This is a genomic window from Micrococcus sp. LASM2_SD2 (assembly GCF_057364565.1).
The window spans coordinates 1-16,725 of record NZ_JBNFOB010000023.1 but is presented as its reverse complement, the minus strand read 5'-3'; the positions used below and the strand labels follow the sequence as shown (position 1 = coordinate 16,725).

Below are 16,725 nucleotides of genomic sequence, written 5' to 3'. Positions count from 1 at the left end.
GGCCCGCTGGCCCAGGCCGACGCCGAGGAGCTCGCCGCCCGCGAGGCCTCGGCCCCCGAAGGCTTCCACTACGACGCGGACGAGGACGTCTACACCCGGGACATGCCGATCGTCCCGCCGGCCGGGCAGGACCCGCGCCCGCGCACCGGATCTGTCCCGACCGTGGCCCGCGGTCCAAGTCGGTTCCGAGGGTGGGCGGGGCGGCGTCCGGTGGGGCGGGTTCCGACGAGCAGGCTTCCCGCGACCAGACCTCCGGCGACCACGACTCCCGTCAGCACCGGACCCGGGCGGAGGTCCACGCGGACTCCCACCTGGTGGGCGAGGACGGCTGGGACGGCTGGGACTCGGACATGGGGCTCTCCGTCACCTCGGACGACTACGCCTCCCGCGTCCACGTGGAGGACTACGACCCGCAGACGGAGACCATCACGGTGATCGACCGCTCCTCCGGGCAGGTCGCCCGCCTGGACGCCGCCACCGGCATCATGGATGTCACCGATCCACGGACCGGCTGGACCCGCTCCTTCGACGCCCCCGAGGACGACTGGGTCAAGCGGGACGAGGACGAGGACCAGGCGCGGGACCGCTGACGCCTGCCCGCCGACGGAGAAGTGAGGACCATGTCCGATCAGGAGAGGAACCCGGAGGAGCGGGTCTGCACGCCCGGACGCCACGCGGACGGCCCGGCGGACGTCCGCACGGGCGGCCGTTTCACGCAGGGGCTGAGCGACGGCGTCCGGCCCACCGCCGGCGAGGACGGCGGCGTGGTGGAGGTGCTGGAGCCGCGGGACGTGCCCCTGGGCGGGCCGCGCGCCATGACCGTGCGACGCTCGCTCCCGCAGCGGGCCCGGAGCCTGGTGGGCGCGTGGTGCTTCGTGGACTACTACGGCCCGGACGACGTCTCCCGCACCGGAGGCATGGACGTGCCCCGTCACCCGCACACGGGCCTGGCCACCGTGTCCTGGCTGTTCGAGGGGCGGATCGACCACACGGACTCCGCCGGGCACCGGGCGGTGGTGCGCCCCGGGGAGGTGCACCTGATGAACGCCGGCACCGGCATCACGCACTCGGAGTACTCCACGCAGGAAACCACCGTGCTCCACGGCGCGCAGCTCTGGTACGCACTGCCGGAGGCGCACCGGTTCTCCACGCCGGACCTGCATTCGCACCGGCCGGATCCGGTGTCCGGCGAGGGCTGGACCGCCCGCGTGTTCTTCGGCGAGCTGCTGGGGCGCCGTTCCCCGGTGCCGACGTTCATCCCGCTCACCGGTGTGGAGGTGCGCATGGAGCCGGGTGCGGTGCTGGAGCTGGACGTGCCGGCGGACCATGAGCACGGCGTGCTGGCCGCCAGCGGCACCGTGCACCTGCAGGGCGTGCCGATCCGCTCCGCCCACCTCGGCGTGGTGGAGTCCGGGGCCACCCGGCTGACCCTGCGGGCCGGTGACGAGCCGATGATCGCCCTGCTGCTCGGCGGGGTGCCGCTGGGCGAGCAGATCGTCATGTGGTGGAACCTCGTGGGCCGCAGCCACGAGGAGATCGTCGCCTGGCGGGCCGCCTACCAGCAGCAGATGGGGTTCGAGGCCCCGGCTTCGGAGGCAGAGCAGGGCACGGCCGCGGACGCGGTCCAGGGCCCCACGCCCCGGTTCGGGCCGTTCCCGCCGGACCCGAAGCCGCCGATCCCGGCGCCGACGCTGCCGAACACGCGGATGAGGCCGCGCGGCTGAGGCTCGGGTCCGGCCTCGGCGTCCGGTCTGTGGACTAGCCTGATGTCCCATGACCGGCTCGCCTGACCACGTCGACCCCGTTCCGTCCCCCGCCGCCTCCGGCACCACCCCCGACGCCTCGGGCGCCGCCTCCACCGACGCCGCCGACGCGCCCGCCAACGGGCCGCAGGACACCGCCGCCCCGCCCGCGTATCGGCGCGTCGGATTCGACCGCGCGAAGTACATCGAGCTCCAGTCCCAGCACATCCAGGCCAGGCGCGCACAGATCGGCGGGAAGCTGTACCTGGAGATGGGCGGCAAGCTGTTCGACGACCTGCACGCCTCCCGCGTGCTGCCGGGCTTCACCCCGGACAACAAGATCGCGATGCTCGAGCAGCTGAAGGACGAGACGGAGATCCTGGTCTGCTTCAACGCGAAGGACCTGGAGCGGAACAAGGTCCGGGCGGACCTCGGCATCACCTACGAGGACGACGTCCTGCGCCTGGTGGACGTCTTCCGTGAGCGCGGCTTCCTGGTGGAGCACGTGGTGGTCACGCAGCTGGAGGACTCGAACCACCGGGCGCTGGCGTTCCTGGAGCGCCTGGAGCGGCTGGGCATGAAGGTGGCCCGTCACCGCATCATCCCCGGCTACCCGCAGAACACGGCGCGGATCGTCTCGGACGAGGGCTTCGGCCGGAACGAGTACTCGGAGACGTCCCGGGACCTCGTGGTGGTCACGGCCCCTGGCCCAGGCTCGGGCAAGTTGGCCACCTGCCTCTCGCAGGTCTTCCACGACCACGCCCGCGGCATCCGCTCCGGCTATGCGAAGTTCGAGACGTTCCCCATCTGGAACCTGCCGCTGGAGCATCCGGTGAACGTGGCGTACGAGGCCGCCACCGCGGACCTGGACGACATCAACCTGATCGATCCCTTCCACCTGGCTGCGTACGGGGAGCAGGTGACCTCCTACAACCGTGACGTGGAGGTCTTCCCGCTCTTGGCGGCCCTGCTGGAGAAGCTCACGGGCGCCTGCCCGTACAAGTCCCCCACGGACATGGGCGTGAACATGGCCGGCCACGCGATCGTGGACGACGAGGCCTGCCGGGCCGCCTCCGAGCAGGAGGTGATCCGTCGCTACTACAAGGCGGTGGTGGCCGAGGCGATCGCCGGGGACACGGACGAGGTGTCCGAGCGCATCGCCCTGGTGATGTCCCGGCTGGGCCTGTCCTCCGCGGACCGACCGGTGGTGGATGCGGCGCTGGCGGTCCAGGCGCGCACGGGCGAGCCGGGTTCGGCGCTGCAGCTGGAGGACGGCACGCTCATCACGGGCAAGACGTCCCCGCTGCTGGGCTGTTCCGCCGCCATGCTGCTGAACGCCCTGAAGCACCTGGCCGGCATCGAGGACGAGGTCACGTTGCTCTCCCCGGCGGCGATCGAGCCGATCACCGAGGTGAAGGTCCGCCACCTGGGCTCAGCGAACCCGCGCCTGCACACGGACGAGGTGCTCATCGCGCTGTCCGTCTCGGCCGCCACGGACGAGCGCGCCCGCCGTGCCCTGGACAAGCTGGGCGAGCTCGCCGGCTGCGACGTGCACACCACCACCATCCTCGGCAGCGTGGACGAGGGCATCTTCCGCTCCCTCGGCATGCTGGTCACCTCGGAGCCGGTGTTCCAGAAGAAAGGCCTGTACCGGAAGCGGTGAGGCGGGGTGGACCAGGGCCGAGATCGCACCCTGCGTGCGTTGCTGTCGCGTGAATGGCCGCTTTCAGCCGCTCAGATGGCCTGAGAGCGGCCGTTTGCAGGACCGCAACAGCCACCGGCAGCCCTGCCTTCACGGACCTTGCACAGATGTGGCAGTTCTCAGCCCCGCACGGGCACTGAGAACGGCCACTCCCGTGCAGGGTCGGCATCCTCCGCGCCTCCTTCCCTTCCCGACGACGGCGCGCACCTGGGCCGCCTGCCTCGCCGCCCCTGGGTGTAGGTCATCGTGAGGGCGAGCATCACGGTTCACATTGCGGCCAACGAAATGGGCACATGCGATCCGGGGTCAGGCAACATCCGCTGCCGTCGCGTTGCGGAATCGCTCGTAGGCCCATTCAAGATTGGGGACCCCGGGACGATCCGCGCGCGAACGCGGAAGGGCCATGAGCTTCTTGCCATGAAGCTCCTGCAGGCCATGCCGAAGCATGGGCCCGTCCACTTCCTCAAGAAGATCCTTCCGGATTTCCACCACATGGTCCGGCCGGATGCCTAGGAACTGACGGTCGAAAGCAGCATGGTGAATCTTGCACATGGCAATGCCGTTCTTAATGGTCGGCAACCCCAGCTCTTCGTGCTTATCCGGAACGATGTGCGCAGCATCCAGCAGCTCCGGATGCGCGAAGTTGCACACGGCACAATGATTGTCATAGGCGACGAGAACCGTAGACCGGAACACCGGCTGATGGAGCCGGACTTTGGTCTCACGGAGGACATAACGCCGCAGCGACAACTCCATCGGCGAGTTAGACAGCAGCTCGGGAGAATAGTCCTCCGGGTCCATGGGGGCGATGACGAACTGCTGGAGGTGAGGCTCCTCCGCCAAGATGTAGACCGGCGCGACGACCTGATAAGTCGCGGGATTCATTCCCACACCCACAAACCAGATGAGGGGCAAGTTGAGCTCATACGCGCGACGCAGACCAGCATTATCCGGGTGGGAGGGATCGGCCCCGCGCCACTTGTAGCGGATCAACCCGTCCGGTCCGATCTCGTCTTCGTAGGGACGCTCCTGACCGTGAGATCGGTAGGCGGTACGGAAAGAGAGTGCAGCCTGAAACCCCTGCGGCCTCCAAATACCCTGCATCGGGGCAATGAGGCGAAAGTCTTCACCCTGCCACTGGAAGTCGCTGAGATCTTCGCGGGTCAGCGGCACCTGTCCATCAAGGGTGCGGTCGAGGAGCCAGTCGATGGCTGTGGCGCGAAGGGTCTCCGGTTCGAGCACAAGTTCCCCTTTCGGCCTGTTTCCACCGTTTCTGCAGCCTAGCAGCGGTCTCAGTCAGGGCGGCTCGTTGGTGGCCTCGAAAGGACCCTTCATCCGCCGTGTCCTTCCACGAATAGAGAACCCGCCTTACGCTCACCCCATGACCACACCCCAGAACCCGGTGCCCTCCGAGGCGGAGGCGAGTGCCGTCGTCGGGAAGGAAGAGCCGGGCAGCTGAAGGCCGCCCGCTCCCCTGGTCCCCTCCGTCCCGCACGGCGTCTTCGAGCAGTACGACGAGCAGGGCCGGCCAGAGCCGGGCTTCGCCGCGGACGAGGCCGGCACGCTCCACGGACTTCCTCCTGCACAGCGTGATCGCCCCGCTGCGGGACGCGGGCCTCCCGGACGACGCTCCCTTCCACGCGATCTGCGAGAAGGGCGCCGTGTGGTTCCCGTTCTCCGCGGCGGTGCCCTCCGGGGACCTGCCCGACGTCACCGTGGACGGCACCGCCCCGGACTGGCTCCGCACCGACCCGGACACGGCCATCGACGCGGACACCCGTGACGCGATCTGGGCCCTCAACGATGAGCGCGCCGAGGACCTGCAGTTCACCGACCGCACCAAGCTGGCCATGGTCTCCCTCGAGAAGACGGTGGGCGCGGACCAGACGGAGTACGAGCGGGTGCGCGACGACGTCACCGCGGGCGACTCGCGCAGCGACTATGCCATGGCCGACCGGCTGCACGAGCGCGGTCTGGCCGTGGAGCACATGGACGTGTGCCCCGCCGACGGCGTCCCCGAGAAGCCCTACGGCGTGGTGACGGCGGCGATCCTCGCCGAACGCGGCATCGGCGACGCCGGTGACGTCCACGAGCGGGCGGGCGAGTCCCTGCTGCGGTGGGTGGAACGCGACCTGCTGCGCTGACTAGGCCGGGCGCCCTCCGGGCGGCCGCCCCTCCCCGGGCCTGGACCTCGACCGCTAGCGTGGAAGGCAGTGCCGCGCCCCCGCCGAATCGGCCCGGGCGCCTCCCGACCAGAGAAGAGGTTCCACCGTGGCCACTGTCGCCCAGAACATCGTCGAGACCCTCCACGCCTCGGGCGTACGCCGCATGTACGGCGTGCCCGGGGACTCCCTCAACGGGCTGACCGAGGCCCTGCGCTCCCACGGCGGCATCCAGTGGGTGCACACCCGGCACGAGGAGACCGCGGCCTTTGCCGCCTCCGCCGAGTCCCAGCTCACGGATGAGCTCGCGGTCTGCGTGGGCTCGTGCGGTCCGGGCAACCTCCACCTGATCAACGGCCTGTTCGACGCGCAGCGCTCCCGCACTCCGGTGCTCGCGATCGCCGCGCACATCCCGTCGGAGGAGATCGGCTCGGGCTACTTCCAGGAGACCCACCCGCAGGACCTGTTCCGCGAGTGCTCCGTCTACGTGGAGCACGTCTCCTCGGCGGACCAGATGCCCCGCATGCTGCGCACCGCGATGCGGGCCGCCGTCGAGCAGCGGGGCGTGGCCGTGCTCGTGATCCCGGGCGACGTGGCCCTCGCCGAGCTCTCCGCGAAGCCCGAGGTGATCCGTCACACGCCGTCCCGCGTCATCCCGGCGGACTCCGTACTGCGCGAGGCCGCTGAGGCCTTGGACTCGTCCAAGCGGATCACCATCCTGGCCGGCGCGGGTGCGGCCGGTGCCCACGATGAGGTCGTGGCCCTGGCGGAACGCCTGCAGGCCCCGATCGTCCACGCTCTGCGCGGCAAGGACCGGATCGAGTACGACAACCCGTATGACGTCGGCTTGACCGGCCTGCTCGGCTTCGCCTCCGGCTACCACGCGCTCAAGGAGGCCGAGACGCTGCTGATCCTCGGGTCCTCCCTGCCGTACCGGCAGTTCTACCCCGAGGACGCCACGGTCATCCAGGTGGACGTGCGCGGCGAGCAGATCGGCCGACGGGTGGCCGTGGACGTGCCGCTCGTAGGCGGTGTGAAGGAGACGGCCCAGGCCCTGCTGCCGCTGCTGCGCGGGAACTCGTCGTCGGCGTTCCTGAAGAAGGCGCTCAAGCACTACGCCAAGACCCGCAAGGACCTCGACCAGCTGGCCACCCCGGGCCGTGGACGCGTGCACCCGCAGTATGTGGCCCGCCTCCTCGACGAGTTGGCCGACGACGACGTGGTGTTCCTGCCCGACGTCGGCTCCCCCGTGATCTGGGCCTCCCGGTACCTGACGATGAACGGGCGCCGCCGGATCGTCGGCTCGATGTCCCACGGCTCCATGGCCAACGCGGTCACCCAGGCGGTCGGCGCCCAAGCGGTCGACCCCACCCGCCAGGTCGTGGCGATGGCCGGCGACGGCGGGCTGGCCATGATGCTCGGCGAGCTGATGTCGTTCGTGCAGAACGACCTGCCTGTGAAGACGCTCGTGTTCGACAACGACTCGCTGAACTTCGTGGAGCTCGAGATGATGGCCGCCGGGTTCGTCCCCTACGGGACGAGCCTGGAGAACCCGGACTTCGCGGCGATCGCGGAGGCGGTCGGCATCAAGGGCTTCCGCGCGGACCACACGACGGACCTGCCCGCGGTGATGCGCGAGTTCCTTGCCCACGACGGGCCGGCGCTGCTGGTGGTCAAGACCGAGCGTCAGGAGCTGACGATCCCGCCGAGCATCGAGTTCGAGCAGGCCAAGGGCTTCGCGCTCTACGCCATGCGCACCGTCCTCGACGGCAAGGGCACCAAGCTGCTCGACCTCGCCAAGGCGAACCTGCGCCAGCTGTTCTGACCTGCCGCGCACGACGACGGCCCGGACGCTGGCGACGTCCGGGCGTCGTCGTGGTGGGGCGGGGAAAACCCAGCCCCGCCGGTAGGTCAGGCGCGGTGGGCGCCGCCCTCGGCGACGACCGGATGCTCGGCCGTGCCGGCCACGCCCTGGGTGATCAGGCCGTCGGCGCGGTGCTCCCAGAAGTCCGCGTTGCGGATGCCGAGCGGGCGCGGGTCGAACTGCGGGTCGAGACCCTGGCGCTTCTGTGCGCGGTAGTCCTTGAGGGCCTTGAGGGCCGGGCCGTGCAGCACGAGGATCCCGAGGACGTTCAGCCAGGCCATGGAGCCCACGCCGATGTCGCCGAGGCCCCAGGCCGCACCCGTGGTGGCGACGGCGCCATAGGCCACCGACACGAGGATCAGTCCCCCGTCGGTCCCGGGTCTTTCGGCTCACTGGTCGAACGGAGGGATCAGGTCCACCCCGGAGACGGCCTCGGTGGCGGTGATGCCCGAGACGGCCAGCGGCCGCGGGGAGAGGCGCGCCAGCTCGGCCACGGTCAACGGTCCGTTCACGGCCTGCCGGCGACGTCCCCACCAGACCAGCAGCACCATCAGGACCAAGAACAGCGCCGGCGCCACGGCATCCAGGAGCACGTGTTCCACGGTCTGCACCTCGCCCGCGGCTGCCTCCACGGCGAACCAGGCCAGGGTCAGCACGCAGGGCACGATGCCCACGAGCAGCCCGAACAGTCCGAGCGAGACCACGCAGTCCCACCGAAAGCCCCCCACCGCCACGAGTCTTCGGTACTCGTCGTCCTCACGGAACAGGGCCTCTTCGAGCTGGTCGCGTTCCCGTCGGCCCCTGATCCACAGGACCATGCCGCCGAAGACCACGGCGAGCAGCGGGCCCACCGGCGGGCTGAGGAGTCCACCGACGACGCCGGGCTCCCCCAGCGAGACGCCGAGGATGCGGGAGAAGGCGAGACGGCCCAGCAGCAGCGGCACGCCGAGCACACCACCCCAGAACAGCAGTGCACCGAGGACGACCATCCATCTCGTCGCCGACCGCCGTTCGTCCCACTGGTCGTGTGTGATCCACTCATAGCCCTCAGGCGCTGCGCCGGCCTGAGTCGGCTCCTTCTCCACGGTCCCAGGGCGCACGGAGGCATCGGACTGCTGCATCGGGTTCCCCTCCCGGTCTTTCCGACCGAGCCCGTCACCGGTCACCACCCAGTGAACCAGATCACCCGCACGCGGGTCAGGGTTGTCCACAGGACGCCCGGTGTCGGATGCCGGACGTCACGGCCGCTGCACGCGGATGCCGCCCCAGATGAGCAGCAGGGACACCACGAAGGCCATCAGGCCCCCGCCGAGCCAGGAGAAGATCTGCGTGTAGTCCTCCGCCAGCGCGGCCCGGCGCAGCGGGTCTCCGAGGTCCTTGAGGAACCAGACCGCCGCGACCGCGATCGCCAGGCCCAGCAGCACGGCGATGATCCCGATCAGCCGGCGGAGGAAACCGGGGCGGCGTCGGGTGCCGTCGCGCCGTGGGGCGCCGCGCCGGGCGCGGGAGGTGCGTCGCTGTGACGATTCCATGCGCGTGAGCCTAACGCCCGCGTCCGTGCACGCCTAGGCCTGGGTCCATGCGTGCCCCGCACCGGCCGAGCTCAGCCGTCCGCACGCCCGCGCAGGGCCAGCCGCCACTGCCACCCGGCAAGCACGGGGAAGAACACCGCCCCGGCGATCCGCCACCACCCCACCGGCTCCTGCGGGGACAGCCACTCGAACACGAGCATCCCCACCCAGTAGGCGGCCACCAGCGTCAGCAGCACCGCGTACAGCCGGTCCTTGCGCCGGGTGTCCGGCTGGAACCGGGTCGCGTAGTCCTGCGGGGTGCCGAACTCCTCGGCCAGCGGCCGGCCGGAGGCCGCCGCATGGGCCCGGGCCTCCTCCACGACCCGGCGGGCACGCTCGTCCGAATACCCCAGCCGACCACGCAGGGCGCCGCCGAGCACGAGGGCCCAGGTGCCGTCGTCGGGAAGGGAGGTGCCGTCGTCGGGAAGGGCGGTGCCGTCGTCGGAGGTCTCCCGCTGGGCATCCCCGGTGGTCCTGGCCGAGGGAAGCAGCCGGAAGCCGAGCGCGCCGAGCGCCAGGTACCCGGCCACGATCGCCAGGTGCCAGGCCACGCTGCCGGTGAACAGGTGCATGCCCGCCAGGGTCGGCAGCAGGAAGCCGGCGCCGGTGGCCAGCAGCAGGCCGACCACGGCCACGATCACCGCGGTGACTGCGAAGGAGCGGCGCGCGATCGTCCGCGACCACAGGGTGACCACCACCGTCATCACCGCGCCGAGCACCAGCGGGAACAGCAGGTGTCCCCACGTGAAGTCCACGCTCAGACCGTCGCGGAGCGCGAACACCACCGCGAACGGGATGGAGAACAGGGCCGAGATGATCAGCGCGTTGGACGGCGCATCGCGCCACGTCAGCTGCGGCGCCGTGTCCAGCACGAGCCCGCCCTCCGCGGCGAGGTCGTCCCGGCGGGAGCGGGCCCAGTCCGCGGCCGGGCCGAACAGCTTGTCCGGGCGCGTCCCCGAACCCTCGACGACGGCCGCCGCCTCCTCGAGCTCCCTCACCATCACGTCCTGGCGGACGTCGTCCAACACGAACCGGGCCACGGCGGCCTCGGCCCAGCGGCGGTCGGACTCCAGGCCGCGGGCGGCGGTGAAGCGGTCCAGCAGGGCGGGGATGCGGTGATTGCCGCCAGGTGTCTGCGTGCTCATCGGGGGCCTCCTTCGGTGGTGCTGCGGGTGGGGGTGGTGTCCGGGCAGGTGGTGCGGGTGCGGGTGGCGTCGGTGCGGGTGCGGGTGGTGCGGACGTCGGCCCAGGCGAGCGCGGCGGCGGCGACCCCGCCGGCGGCGATGGTCCAGTGCCACCAGGAGGCTTCTCCGCCGGGGACGAGCACGCCGAAGAGCATGCCGATCACCAGCGCCATGGCCACCGTCAGCGCGGCCGCCCTCGTGCGGGCGCGGTGCACCCGGTCCCGGGGGATGCGCGCGGCATAGGAGGCCGGCGAGCCGAACTCCGCGGCCAGGGTGCTGCCGGCATCCGCGGCGTGGGACGCGGGCCTCGGCGACCGCCTCGGTGACGCGGTGCTCCGGCACGTCCGCGCGGGAGCGCAGGAGATAGGCGAGGCGGGCGGCCCATTCGTCGTCGGTCTGCGGGGTGGCACCCTGGTCCGCCGCGGTGTCCGGGAGGACGCGGGCCGCGATCCAGGCCAGGGCCGCGTAGACCGCGGCCGCGGCGAGCCAGAGGAAGGTGCTCGTGCCGGCGAGGACGAGGCCTCCGAGGGTGAGCATCACCAGGACCACGAGACAGAGGACCGCACCCGCCAGCGCCAGCACGGCCCCGACCGGCACGATCAGCGGGAACCGCCGCTGCAGCCGGTCCAGCGCCCAGAAGACGCCCACGCCGCCGACGCCGATCACCGCCGGCAGCAGGAGGACGCCCGCGGAGAGGTCCGTGGTGAGGCCGTCCGCGAGGAGGGTCAGCACGAGGCCGAGCAGGCTCGCGGCGGAGGCCAGCACGAAGCCGACCGAGAAGACGTCCGCGGGCGAGGTGGCCGAGGAGTCCGTCAGCGAGACGCCCTCAGCGGTGGCCTCGGCCTGGACGTCGGCGGCCCAGTCCCCCGGCAGCCCGAACAGGTCGTCCGGGGACTCCTGCGCCTCCGCGGTGAGGGTGCGGGCACGGGCGAGCAGGCGGTGGCGGTGGGCCGGGGTGACCTCGGCGTAGGCCAGGTGGCCGTCGGCCTGGCGGGCCCAATCGGCGTCCTCCTCACGGCCTCGGACGTCCGCGAAGGAGTCGACGAGGTCGCGGAGGGCGCGGGTGGCGGTGATGCCGGTGCGCCTCGTGCGGGCGGCGCGACCACGGCGGACGGGCTGATCGGTGCGGTCGAAGTGGTCATGCGGCGTACTCATGAGGTCCCCTCCTCGGTGGTGTGCAGGGTGGCGGATTCCGTTGGATCGCCGTCAGCGGACGGACCGCCGAGCCGGGCGAGCGCGGCGGCGAGGGCCTGGAACGAGACGACCGCCTCCGCGTACTCAGCGCGGCCGGCGTCGGTCAGCTCATAGTCCTTGCGGCCTGGGCCGCCCTGGCCCTCGACCCAGTGCGTGTCCACGTGACCGGCCTCCTCGAGGCGGGCGAGCACCGGGTACAGCGAGCCGCCGCGGAGCTTCCCGAACCCACGCTCGGCGAGCGTCTGCGCAATCCCGTATCCATGCAGGGGGCCGTCCAGGAGCGCGCCGAGGATGGCCGGCTCCAGGGCGGCCCGAACCCAGGCGGAAGGCCAGGGGCGGGGGTCTGCGTGCGGCGTGCGGCCGTCATTGGGAAGGCGGGTCATGTATCTAAGTACACCTTGTACCTAGGTCAGAACGCAACCCATGGGTGGTGGGCGGCGTCGAGCGGGGAACCTCCGACCTTGATAGAGGTATTGCCATATTCGACGCATGGAGACCCGCGCCGACGTCGCTCGGCAGCACGACGAGACCGTGCGCACCGCTCGCAAGGAACTGGTGCACGCGGTGCGTGCGGCGGCAGCCGGCGGGATGACGCAAAGCGAGATCGCGCGGGCGATCGGCCGCAGTCAACCCGAGGTCTCGCGACTGCTCCGTTTCCAGGGCACCACTGCCCTGGCCCGCCGAGTGCGAGGCGCACGCCGCTGTGACAGGGCGACGCGGACGGACCCGGAGCTCTTCGGCAGGGCATTGCCGTCGATGTGGGGCATGCGCAATCGCATCGCGCACGGCTATCTGCTGGTGGAGACCGGCATCGTCCGGAGCACGGTCGACCGCGATGTCCCGCGGATCATCGGGTTGATCGAGGCAGCGCTCGACCACACGGACGGCTGACGATCCTCGGACGTCCAACGTGGAATCGGAGTTGCCGGAACTGCACGACAATGGGGCCGAGTTCCGGCAGTTTTGATGCCAACTTTGACGTCCACGCATCCGGGCGGGTTGCTGGGGTGACGGGTGGCGATGAGGCCGGAGGAGGCACCCTTCCGATACCGCATCGTTCGAACCGCGTGGCATGGTTGATCCGGGTATGACGCAGGGTTCGAGGCATGCGACGTCACGGCAACCGCAGCCACCCCACGACCCCGGTCTCATCACCGAGGCAGCGGGAAGTCCTCCGGGGTCGCGACGGCGAGCGCGCGCAGGTACCCGCCCTGCCGCGGGTCGTCCCAGGCATCGGCGTTGTTGTCCTCGAGGGCCCAGGTGCCCTCCTCCCAGAGCATGTGGTCCACGGCGTACGGCCACAGGGCCCGCTCGCGGTCCGTCAGCTCCACGTGCCCCAGGTAGGCGCGGGCGAACGCGTCCCACTCCCCCGGATCCTGCATCCGATCGGGCGCGGACGGGGACTCGTTGTGCAGGAGCACCGCGGCCATGGCCAGGTCGAACAGGCGCGGCTCGTGGCCGCCGTTGTCCGGGTCCACCAGCACGGGCCCGGCCTCGCTGATCACCACGTTGGCGGCCTTGTAGTCCGAGCTCACGCCCGTCCGCGGCAGCTCCCCGGCGGCATCAGCGGCACGAAGGGCGGGCAGGGCGGTCCCCCACCAGCGGTCGGCAAGCGCCCGGACGGCGGCCACGGCCCTCTCGCCCTCCTCGGCCCCTATCATCTCCGGCAGCCTCCCCGCGAGGGTCTCGAGGTCGTCGTCCACGTCGTCACGCCCGGTGTCCGGGAACTCATAGCTCCGCAGCGCACCGAGCACGTCCGCCGGGACCTCGGCGGCGTGGATCCGGCCGAGCAGGTCGCCCAGCGCAGCGGAGTCCACGGCGGCGTCATACGGGCGGCCCTCCACGAACGGGTACACCACGAACTGCTCCTCGCCGATCGTCTGCGGGTTCGGCGCCTCCAGCGGCTGAGGCGTCACCACGGGCACCCCGAGGGCCGCGAGCGCGCGGGTCCAGGCGGCCATGGCGTCGGCCCGTGCGGCGGTCCGCTTCACCACCACGGGCGCACCCGTCGCAGCAGCGGCCCGATGCACCGGAGACCACGGCGAGAGGGACTCGTCTCTCACCCCGGTCAGCCCGAAGGCGGCGGCGAGATCGGCGGGGCGGGGCGGGGCGGTCATGGAGGTGGAGCCTACCAGCGCCCGGCCGCCCACAGCCGCGCGCTCACGCCATCGTCACCTCAGCGAACGGCCTCCCGGCCTCGCGCCACAGCGGCACGATGCACTCCGGGTACGCCGCCCACACCTCCGCAGGCATGAGCGTCCAGCACTGCAGCCGGTTCGCCGCGCCCAGGGTCATCGCCAGGTCCAGCGCCCGCTGCTGCGCCTGACGCGCCGGCGCCTCGCGACCGGCGAAGAACTCGTCCAGGTAGGCGGCCCGGATCGCCTCCACCGCGTCCTGACCGAACACGTTCCGCGCCGGGAACAGCAGTGCCCGCAGGGACGCGAACGGATGCCCGATCACGGCATCACCCCAGTCGCTGATCCGCACCCGCCCGTCCACCAGGAACGCGTTGCCGGCGTGCAGGTCGTTGTGGTCCACGCCCAGCAGGTCCAGGCCCGGGTGCTCCGCCGTCAGCTCCTCCCACTTCCCGACGACGGCACTCACCTGGTCGACCGCCCTCGCCTTCTCCTCGGGCCGGCAGTGGGCCGGATGCTCCGCGGGGAGGGCGGTGAACACGTCGATGCGCTCGGCCAGGGTGTGGGCCGCGGCCGCGGGAGGGAACTCGGGCATGCCCAGCCCGGACAGGTCGGCGGCCGAGACGTCCCGCTGCACGCGGGCCAACGCCCGGGCGAGGGAGACGTGCCCGGGGGCGGCGCCGTCGTCGGGAACGGGGTGGCAGTGGGGCGCAAGGCCGAGTCAGTGCGGGAGAGCACGGCGAGGGTGGGGCCGGCGTCCGCGGTGAGCTGCCAGCCGCGCTCGGCGTCCGCGGCGATCAGGGGCAGGACGTGCTCCGGGCGGCGGGCCTCGGAGGACGCGGCGCAGGCCGATCTCGCGGGCCAGGCCCGGGTGCGGGGCCTTGAACCAGCAGGACTCCCCCGCGTCGGGGCCGGTGCGGGGCGTGACCTGCCAGATGTCGCCCCAGCCGCGCTCGCGGTCCACGCGCACCTCCAGCTCCGCCGGGTCCACGGCGAGCGCCACGCAGATCCAGGCGTGGGCGGCGGTGCGGTCATCGGCAGTCAGCATGCGCTCGATTCTTCATCACTCGTTCGGGAAGTCATCGTTCCCGGCACGACGTTTTTCCGTTTGAGTGATGGGAAATGGTCAGGCCCCGCGGGGGCGGCGGAGGCGCGGCTGCCCACACCGCGCCCGCCCGCGTCACTCCACGCCGCGGGCGGCCAGGGCGTCCCCGACGTCGTCGGCGTGCTTGAGGGTGAGCACCAGCAGCGGCAGCAGCCATGCCCAGGGCCGCATGCGCACCCCGCGGCTCGCCTGCGCCGCACGGACCTGGGAGGCCAGCCCGCGCAGGTAGCCGATCGCGCTGAGCACCAACCCCATCGACAGCCCCACCCGCTCCGGACGGAACCCCGCCCGCGCCAGGACAGGCCCCAGCCCGGGGATCCTCCCCGCCGCGCCCACGATCGCCTCGGCCACCGCGGTCATGGCCGCGATCCGCGTGGTCCGCGTCATCACCTGCGCCGCCAACACCACGCCCAGCACCCGCCCCACCGTGGCCACGGCCCCGTGCAGGTCCGCGAACAGCCACTGCGCGGCGAACAGCATCACGTAGAACAGCCAGAGCCCGCGCAGGTCCGCCGCCAGCATCCGCCCGCCCCGCCGTGACCCGAAGCCCACCAGGTAGCAGGCCAGCGCCCCGGCCACGGCCACCGCGGCCGTGCCCAGGGTGGCCGGCAGCACCGCCAGCACCAGCGCCCACACCGCGAACACGGCCATCTTCAGCCCGGCCGGGCAGCGGTGCAGAGGCGAGTCGCCGGCCACGTAGAGGGAGATCACCGCGGCACCTCCCCCGGCACCCCGGCGGGCTCGCCACCCCGCACCCCGCCGAACTCCTCGGCCACGGCCGCGTCCAGGAACGCCTCGTACTCGGCCACCACGTCCGCGGCGGACCCGTGGGAACGGATCGTCCCGTCATGCACCCAGACGGCCTCGTCGCAGGCGCGGGCCAGCTCGAGGTCGTGGGTGACCAGCAGCAGCTGGAACCCGTCCGCGGCCAGCAGCCGGTCCGCGACGATCCGGCGGTGCCGTCCGTCCAGCAGCGAGGTCGGCTCGTCCGCGATCACCAGGGACGGCTCCGCGGACATCACCGCGCACATGGCCAGCCGCTGCGCCTGACCGCTGGACAGGGCCAGGCACGGCCGGTCCGCCAGCTCGGTCAGCCGATGTTCGGCCAGGGCGGCGTCCACTCGGGCTGCGACCTGCTCCTTCGGCAGCCGCCGGCCGGCCTCGTCCCGGAGGGACTTGACCGTGAGCTCCACGTCCTCGCGGACGGTGGGCATGATGGACTGCGCCGCCGGGTTGGCGAACACGAACCCGACCGTCCGCCGCAGCGCCTTCACATCCCCCACCGCGTCCACGCCGTGCACCGTGACGGTCCCGTCCACCACGTCCGCCAGCCCGGCCACCGCACGCGCCAGCGTGGACTTCCCGGACCCGTTCTCCCCGACGACGGCCACCCGCCGCGCCGTGAGCGTCAGGTCCACGTCCTGCAGCAGCGTCACGACGCCGTCCGGCCCCTCCGCCTCGACCCGCACCCCGGCCAGGTGCAGGCCGTCTGCGGACCTCCGCCCGCGGTCGCCGTCGCGTCCCGCCCTCGGGAACGTCGTCCCGGGCCCCTCCGGCGCCTGCATCCCCTGGGCCTCCTGCGCCTCGGCCTGCTCGTGCGGCACCTTCGCCTCGCGGCGGCGTCGTCCCCACAGTCCTGCCATGTCAGCTCACCTCCAGTGTCATCGCGATCCCCATGCCCCCGGCCACGGCGGCCGTGACCAGCGCCCGTGTCCCGGGCGGCTGCTCCTGGAGCCGCTGCACCGCCTGCAGGACGGCCACGGTCCCGGAGGCGCCCCACGGGTGTCCCAGGGCCAGGGCCCCGCCGCGGGCGTTCACGCGCGGATCCACATCCTCGTCCCCGCATCCGCCGGGACGGGCCAGGCCCACCCCGTCCAGCACGGCGAGCGCCTGCACAGCGTAGGCCTCGACCACCTCCACGACGGCGATCCTGCCGTCGCCCTCCAGGGTGTCCTCCGTGGCGTCGAGCACCTGCTCGATCGCCGCCACCGGCGCCAGCCCGGGCAGCGCCGGGGCTGAGCCGGTCAGGGCTGCGGCCACAATCCGGCACGGCCGAGTCAGCCCAG

Annotated in this window: 15 protein-coding genes and 3 pseudogenes; 6 read left to right on the top strand and 12 right to left on the bottom strand. The window is 72.0% G+C overall.

The window, feature by feature from the left end:
* Positions 1-191 precede the first annotated feature (191 nt).
* From AC2W7A_RS02740 to AC2W7A_RS02730, 3 genes are read left to right on the top strand one after another with little or no spacing between them, the layout of a single operon-like run.
* Entirely contained in the window at positions 192-590 is a 399-nt protein-coding gene (locus AC2W7A_RS02740) for a hypothetical protein (RefSeq protein WP_485989996.1), read from the top strand.
* A gap of 30 nt (positions 591-620) precedes the next feature.
* Positions 621-1,724 carry a pirin family protein gene (locus AC2W7A_RS02735; protein ID WP_485989995.1) on the top strand — a complete coding sequence of 368 codons (1,104 nt, stop codon included), beginning with the start codon at positions 621-623 and terminating at the stop codon, positions 1,722-1,724.
* A gap of 49 nt (positions 1,725-1,773) precedes the next feature.
* Positions 1,774-3,405: a DUF1846 domain-containing protein gene (locus tag AC2W7A_RS02730; RefSeq protein ID WP_485989994.1), complete on the top strand. Its 1,632-nt coding sequence runs from the start codon at positions 1,774-1,776 to the stop codon at positions 3,403-3,405.
* Between the two features lie 345 nt (positions 3,406-3,750).
* On the opposite strand, the gene AC2W7A_RS02725 is transcribed toward AC2W7A_RS02730, so the two are convergent.
* Entirely contained in the window at positions 3,751-4,686 is a 936-nt protein-coding gene (locus tag AC2W7A_RS02725; protein ID WP_485989993.1) for an HNH endonuclease, read from the bottom strand.
* Positions 4,687-5,006: 320 nt separating this feature from the next.
* Here AC2W7A_RS02725 and AC2W7A_RS02720 point away from each other — a divergent pair.
* Positions 5,007-5,588: pseudogene (locus AC2W7A_RS02720) on the top strand (haloacid dehalogenase); the annotation flags it as partial.
* A gap of 127 nt (positions 5,589-5,715) precedes the next feature.
* Positions 5,716-7,431: a ubiquinone-dependent pyruvate dehydrogenase gene (gene poxB, locus AC2W7A_RS02715; RefSeq protein ID WP_485989992.1), complete on the top strand. Its 1,716-nt coding sequence runs from the start codon at positions 5,716-5,718 to the stop codon at positions 7,429-7,431.
* Positions 7,432-7,517: 86 nt separating this feature from the next.
* Here the strand turns inward: poxB and AC2W7A_RS02710 are convergent.
* From AC2W7A_RS02710 to AC2W7A_RS02690, 5 genes and pseudogenes are all read right to left on the bottom strand, one after another.
* Positions 7,518-7,832, bottom strand: a pseudogene (locus AC2W7A_RS02710) (alanine:cation symporter family protein); the annotation flags it as partial.
* Positions 7,833-7,859: 27 nt separating this feature from the next.
* The gene (locus AC2W7A_RS02705) at positions 7,860-8,591 is read right to left on the bottom strand and encodes a hypothetical protein (RefSeq protein WP_485989991.1); all 732 of its coding nucleotides are present in this window, start codon (positions 8,589-8,591) and stop codon (positions 7,860-7,862) included.
* A gap of 117 nt (positions 8,592-8,708) precedes the next feature.
* Entirely contained in the window at positions 8,709-9,002 is a 294-nt protein-coding gene (locus AC2W7A_RS02700) for a hypothetical protein (protein ID WP_485989990.1), read from the bottom strand.
* Between the two features lie 71 nt (positions 9,003-9,073).
* A complete protein-coding gene (locus AC2W7A_RS02695) occupies positions 9,074-11,380 on the bottom strand; it encodes a hypothetical protein (protein ID WP_485989989.1) in 2,307 nt (768 codons plus the stop codon).
* Positions 11,377-11,802, bottom strand: a complete 426-nt coding sequence (locus AC2W7A_RS02690; RefSeq protein WP_485989988.1) for a PadR family transcriptional regulator — start codon at positions 11,800-11,802, stop codon at positions 11,377-11,379. Before AC2W7A_RS02690 ends, AC2W7A_RS02695 begins: the two co-directional genes overlap by 4 nt.
* A gap of 106 nt (positions 11,803-11,908) precedes the next feature.
* Between AC2W7A_RS02690 and AC2W7A_RS02685 the strand changes: the two genes are divergently transcribed.
* Positions 11,909-12,310: a HepT-like ribonuclease domain-containing protein gene (locus tag AC2W7A_RS02685; RefSeq protein ID WP_485989987.1), complete on the top strand. Its 402-nt coding sequence runs from the start codon at positions 11,909-11,911 to the stop codon at positions 12,308-12,310.
* A gap of 260 nt (positions 12,311-12,570) precedes the next feature.
* Here the strand turns inward: AC2W7A_RS02685 and AC2W7A_RS02680 are convergent, their stop codons facing one another.
* The 6 genes and pseudogenes from AC2W7A_RS02680 to AC2W7A_RS02655 all read right to left on the bottom strand — a co-directional run.
* Complete coding sequence (locus AC2W7A_RS02680) at positions 12,571-13,536, bottom strand: phosphotransferase enzyme family protein (RefSeq protein ID WP_485989986.1); 966 nt, start codon at positions 13,534-13,536, stop codon at positions 12,571-12,573.
* 43 nt (positions 13,537-13,579) lie between these two features.
* Positions 13,580-14,200, bottom strand: a complete 621-nt coding sequence (locus tag AC2W7A_RS02675) for a phosphotransferase (RefSeq protein WP_485989985.1) — start codon at positions 14,198-14,200, stop codon at positions 13,580-13,582.
* Between the two features lie 75 nt (positions 14,201-14,275).
* Positions 14,276-14,602, bottom strand: a complete 327-nt coding sequence (locus AC2W7A_RS02670) for a hypothetical protein (protein ID WP_485989984.1) — start codon at positions 14,600-14,602, stop codon at positions 14,276-14,278.
* Between the two features lie 132 nt (positions 14,603-14,734).
* Positions 14,735-15,370, bottom strand: coding sequence for a CbiQ family ECF transporter T component (locus tag AC2W7A_RS02665; RefSeq protein WP_485989983.1), 636 nt, complete (start codon positions 15,368-15,370; stop codon positions 14,735-14,737).
* Positions 15,367-16,143 carry an energy-coupling factor ABC transporter ATP-binding protein gene (locus tag AC2W7A_RS02660; protein WP_485989997.1) on the bottom strand — a complete coding sequence of 259 codons (777 nt, stop codon included), beginning with the start codon at positions 16,141-16,143 and terminating at the stop codon, positions 15,367-15,369. The genes AC2W7A_RS02665 and AC2W7A_RS02660 overlap by 4 nt, the downstream gene beginning before the upstream one ends.
* 160 nt (positions 16,144-16,303) lie before the next feature.
* Positions 16,304-16,725: pseudogene (locus AC2W7A_RS02655) on the bottom strand (hypothetical protein); the annotation flags it as partial.

Bases quoted from the DNA above. Each gene is read 5' to 3' on its own strand.
- AC2W7A_RS02690 (WP_485989988.1), bottom strand. From the start codon at position 11,802: ATGACCCGCCTTCCCAATGACGGCCGCACGCCGCACGCAGACCCCCGC.
- AC2W7A_RS02695 (WP_485989989.1), bottom strand. From the start codon at position 11,380: ATGAGTACGCCGCATGACCACTTCGACCGCACCGATCAGCCCGTCCGC.
- AC2W7A_RS02700 (WP_485989990.1), bottom strand. From the start codon at position 9,002: ATGGAATCGTCACAGCGACGCACCTCCCGCGCCCGGCGCGGCGCCCCA.
- AC2W7A_RS02730 (WP_485989994.1), top strand. From the start codon at position 1,774: ATGACCGGCTCGCCTGACCACGTCGACCCCGTTCCGTCCCCCGCCGCC.
- AC2W7A_RS02735 (WP_485989995.1), top strand. From the start codon at position 621: ATGTCCGATCAGGAGAGGAACCCGGAGGAGCGGGTCTGCACGCCCGGA.
- AC2W7A_RS02685 (WP_485989987.1), top strand. From the start codon at position 11,909: ATGGAGACCCGCGCCGACGTCGCTCGGCAGCACGACGAGACCGTGCGC.
- AC2W7A_RS02705 (WP_485989991.1), bottom strand. From the start codon at position 8,591: ATGCAGCAGTCCGATGCCTCCGTGCGCCCTGGGACCGTGGAGAAGGAG.
- AC2W7A_RS02680 (WP_485989986.1), bottom strand. From the start codon at position 13,536: ATGACCGCCCCGCCCCGCCCCGCCGATCTCGCCGCCGCCTTCGGGCTG.
- AC2W7A_RS02670 (WP_485989984.1), bottom strand. From the start codon at position 14,602: ATGCTGACTGCCGATGACCGCACCGCCGCCCACGCCTGGATCTGCGTG.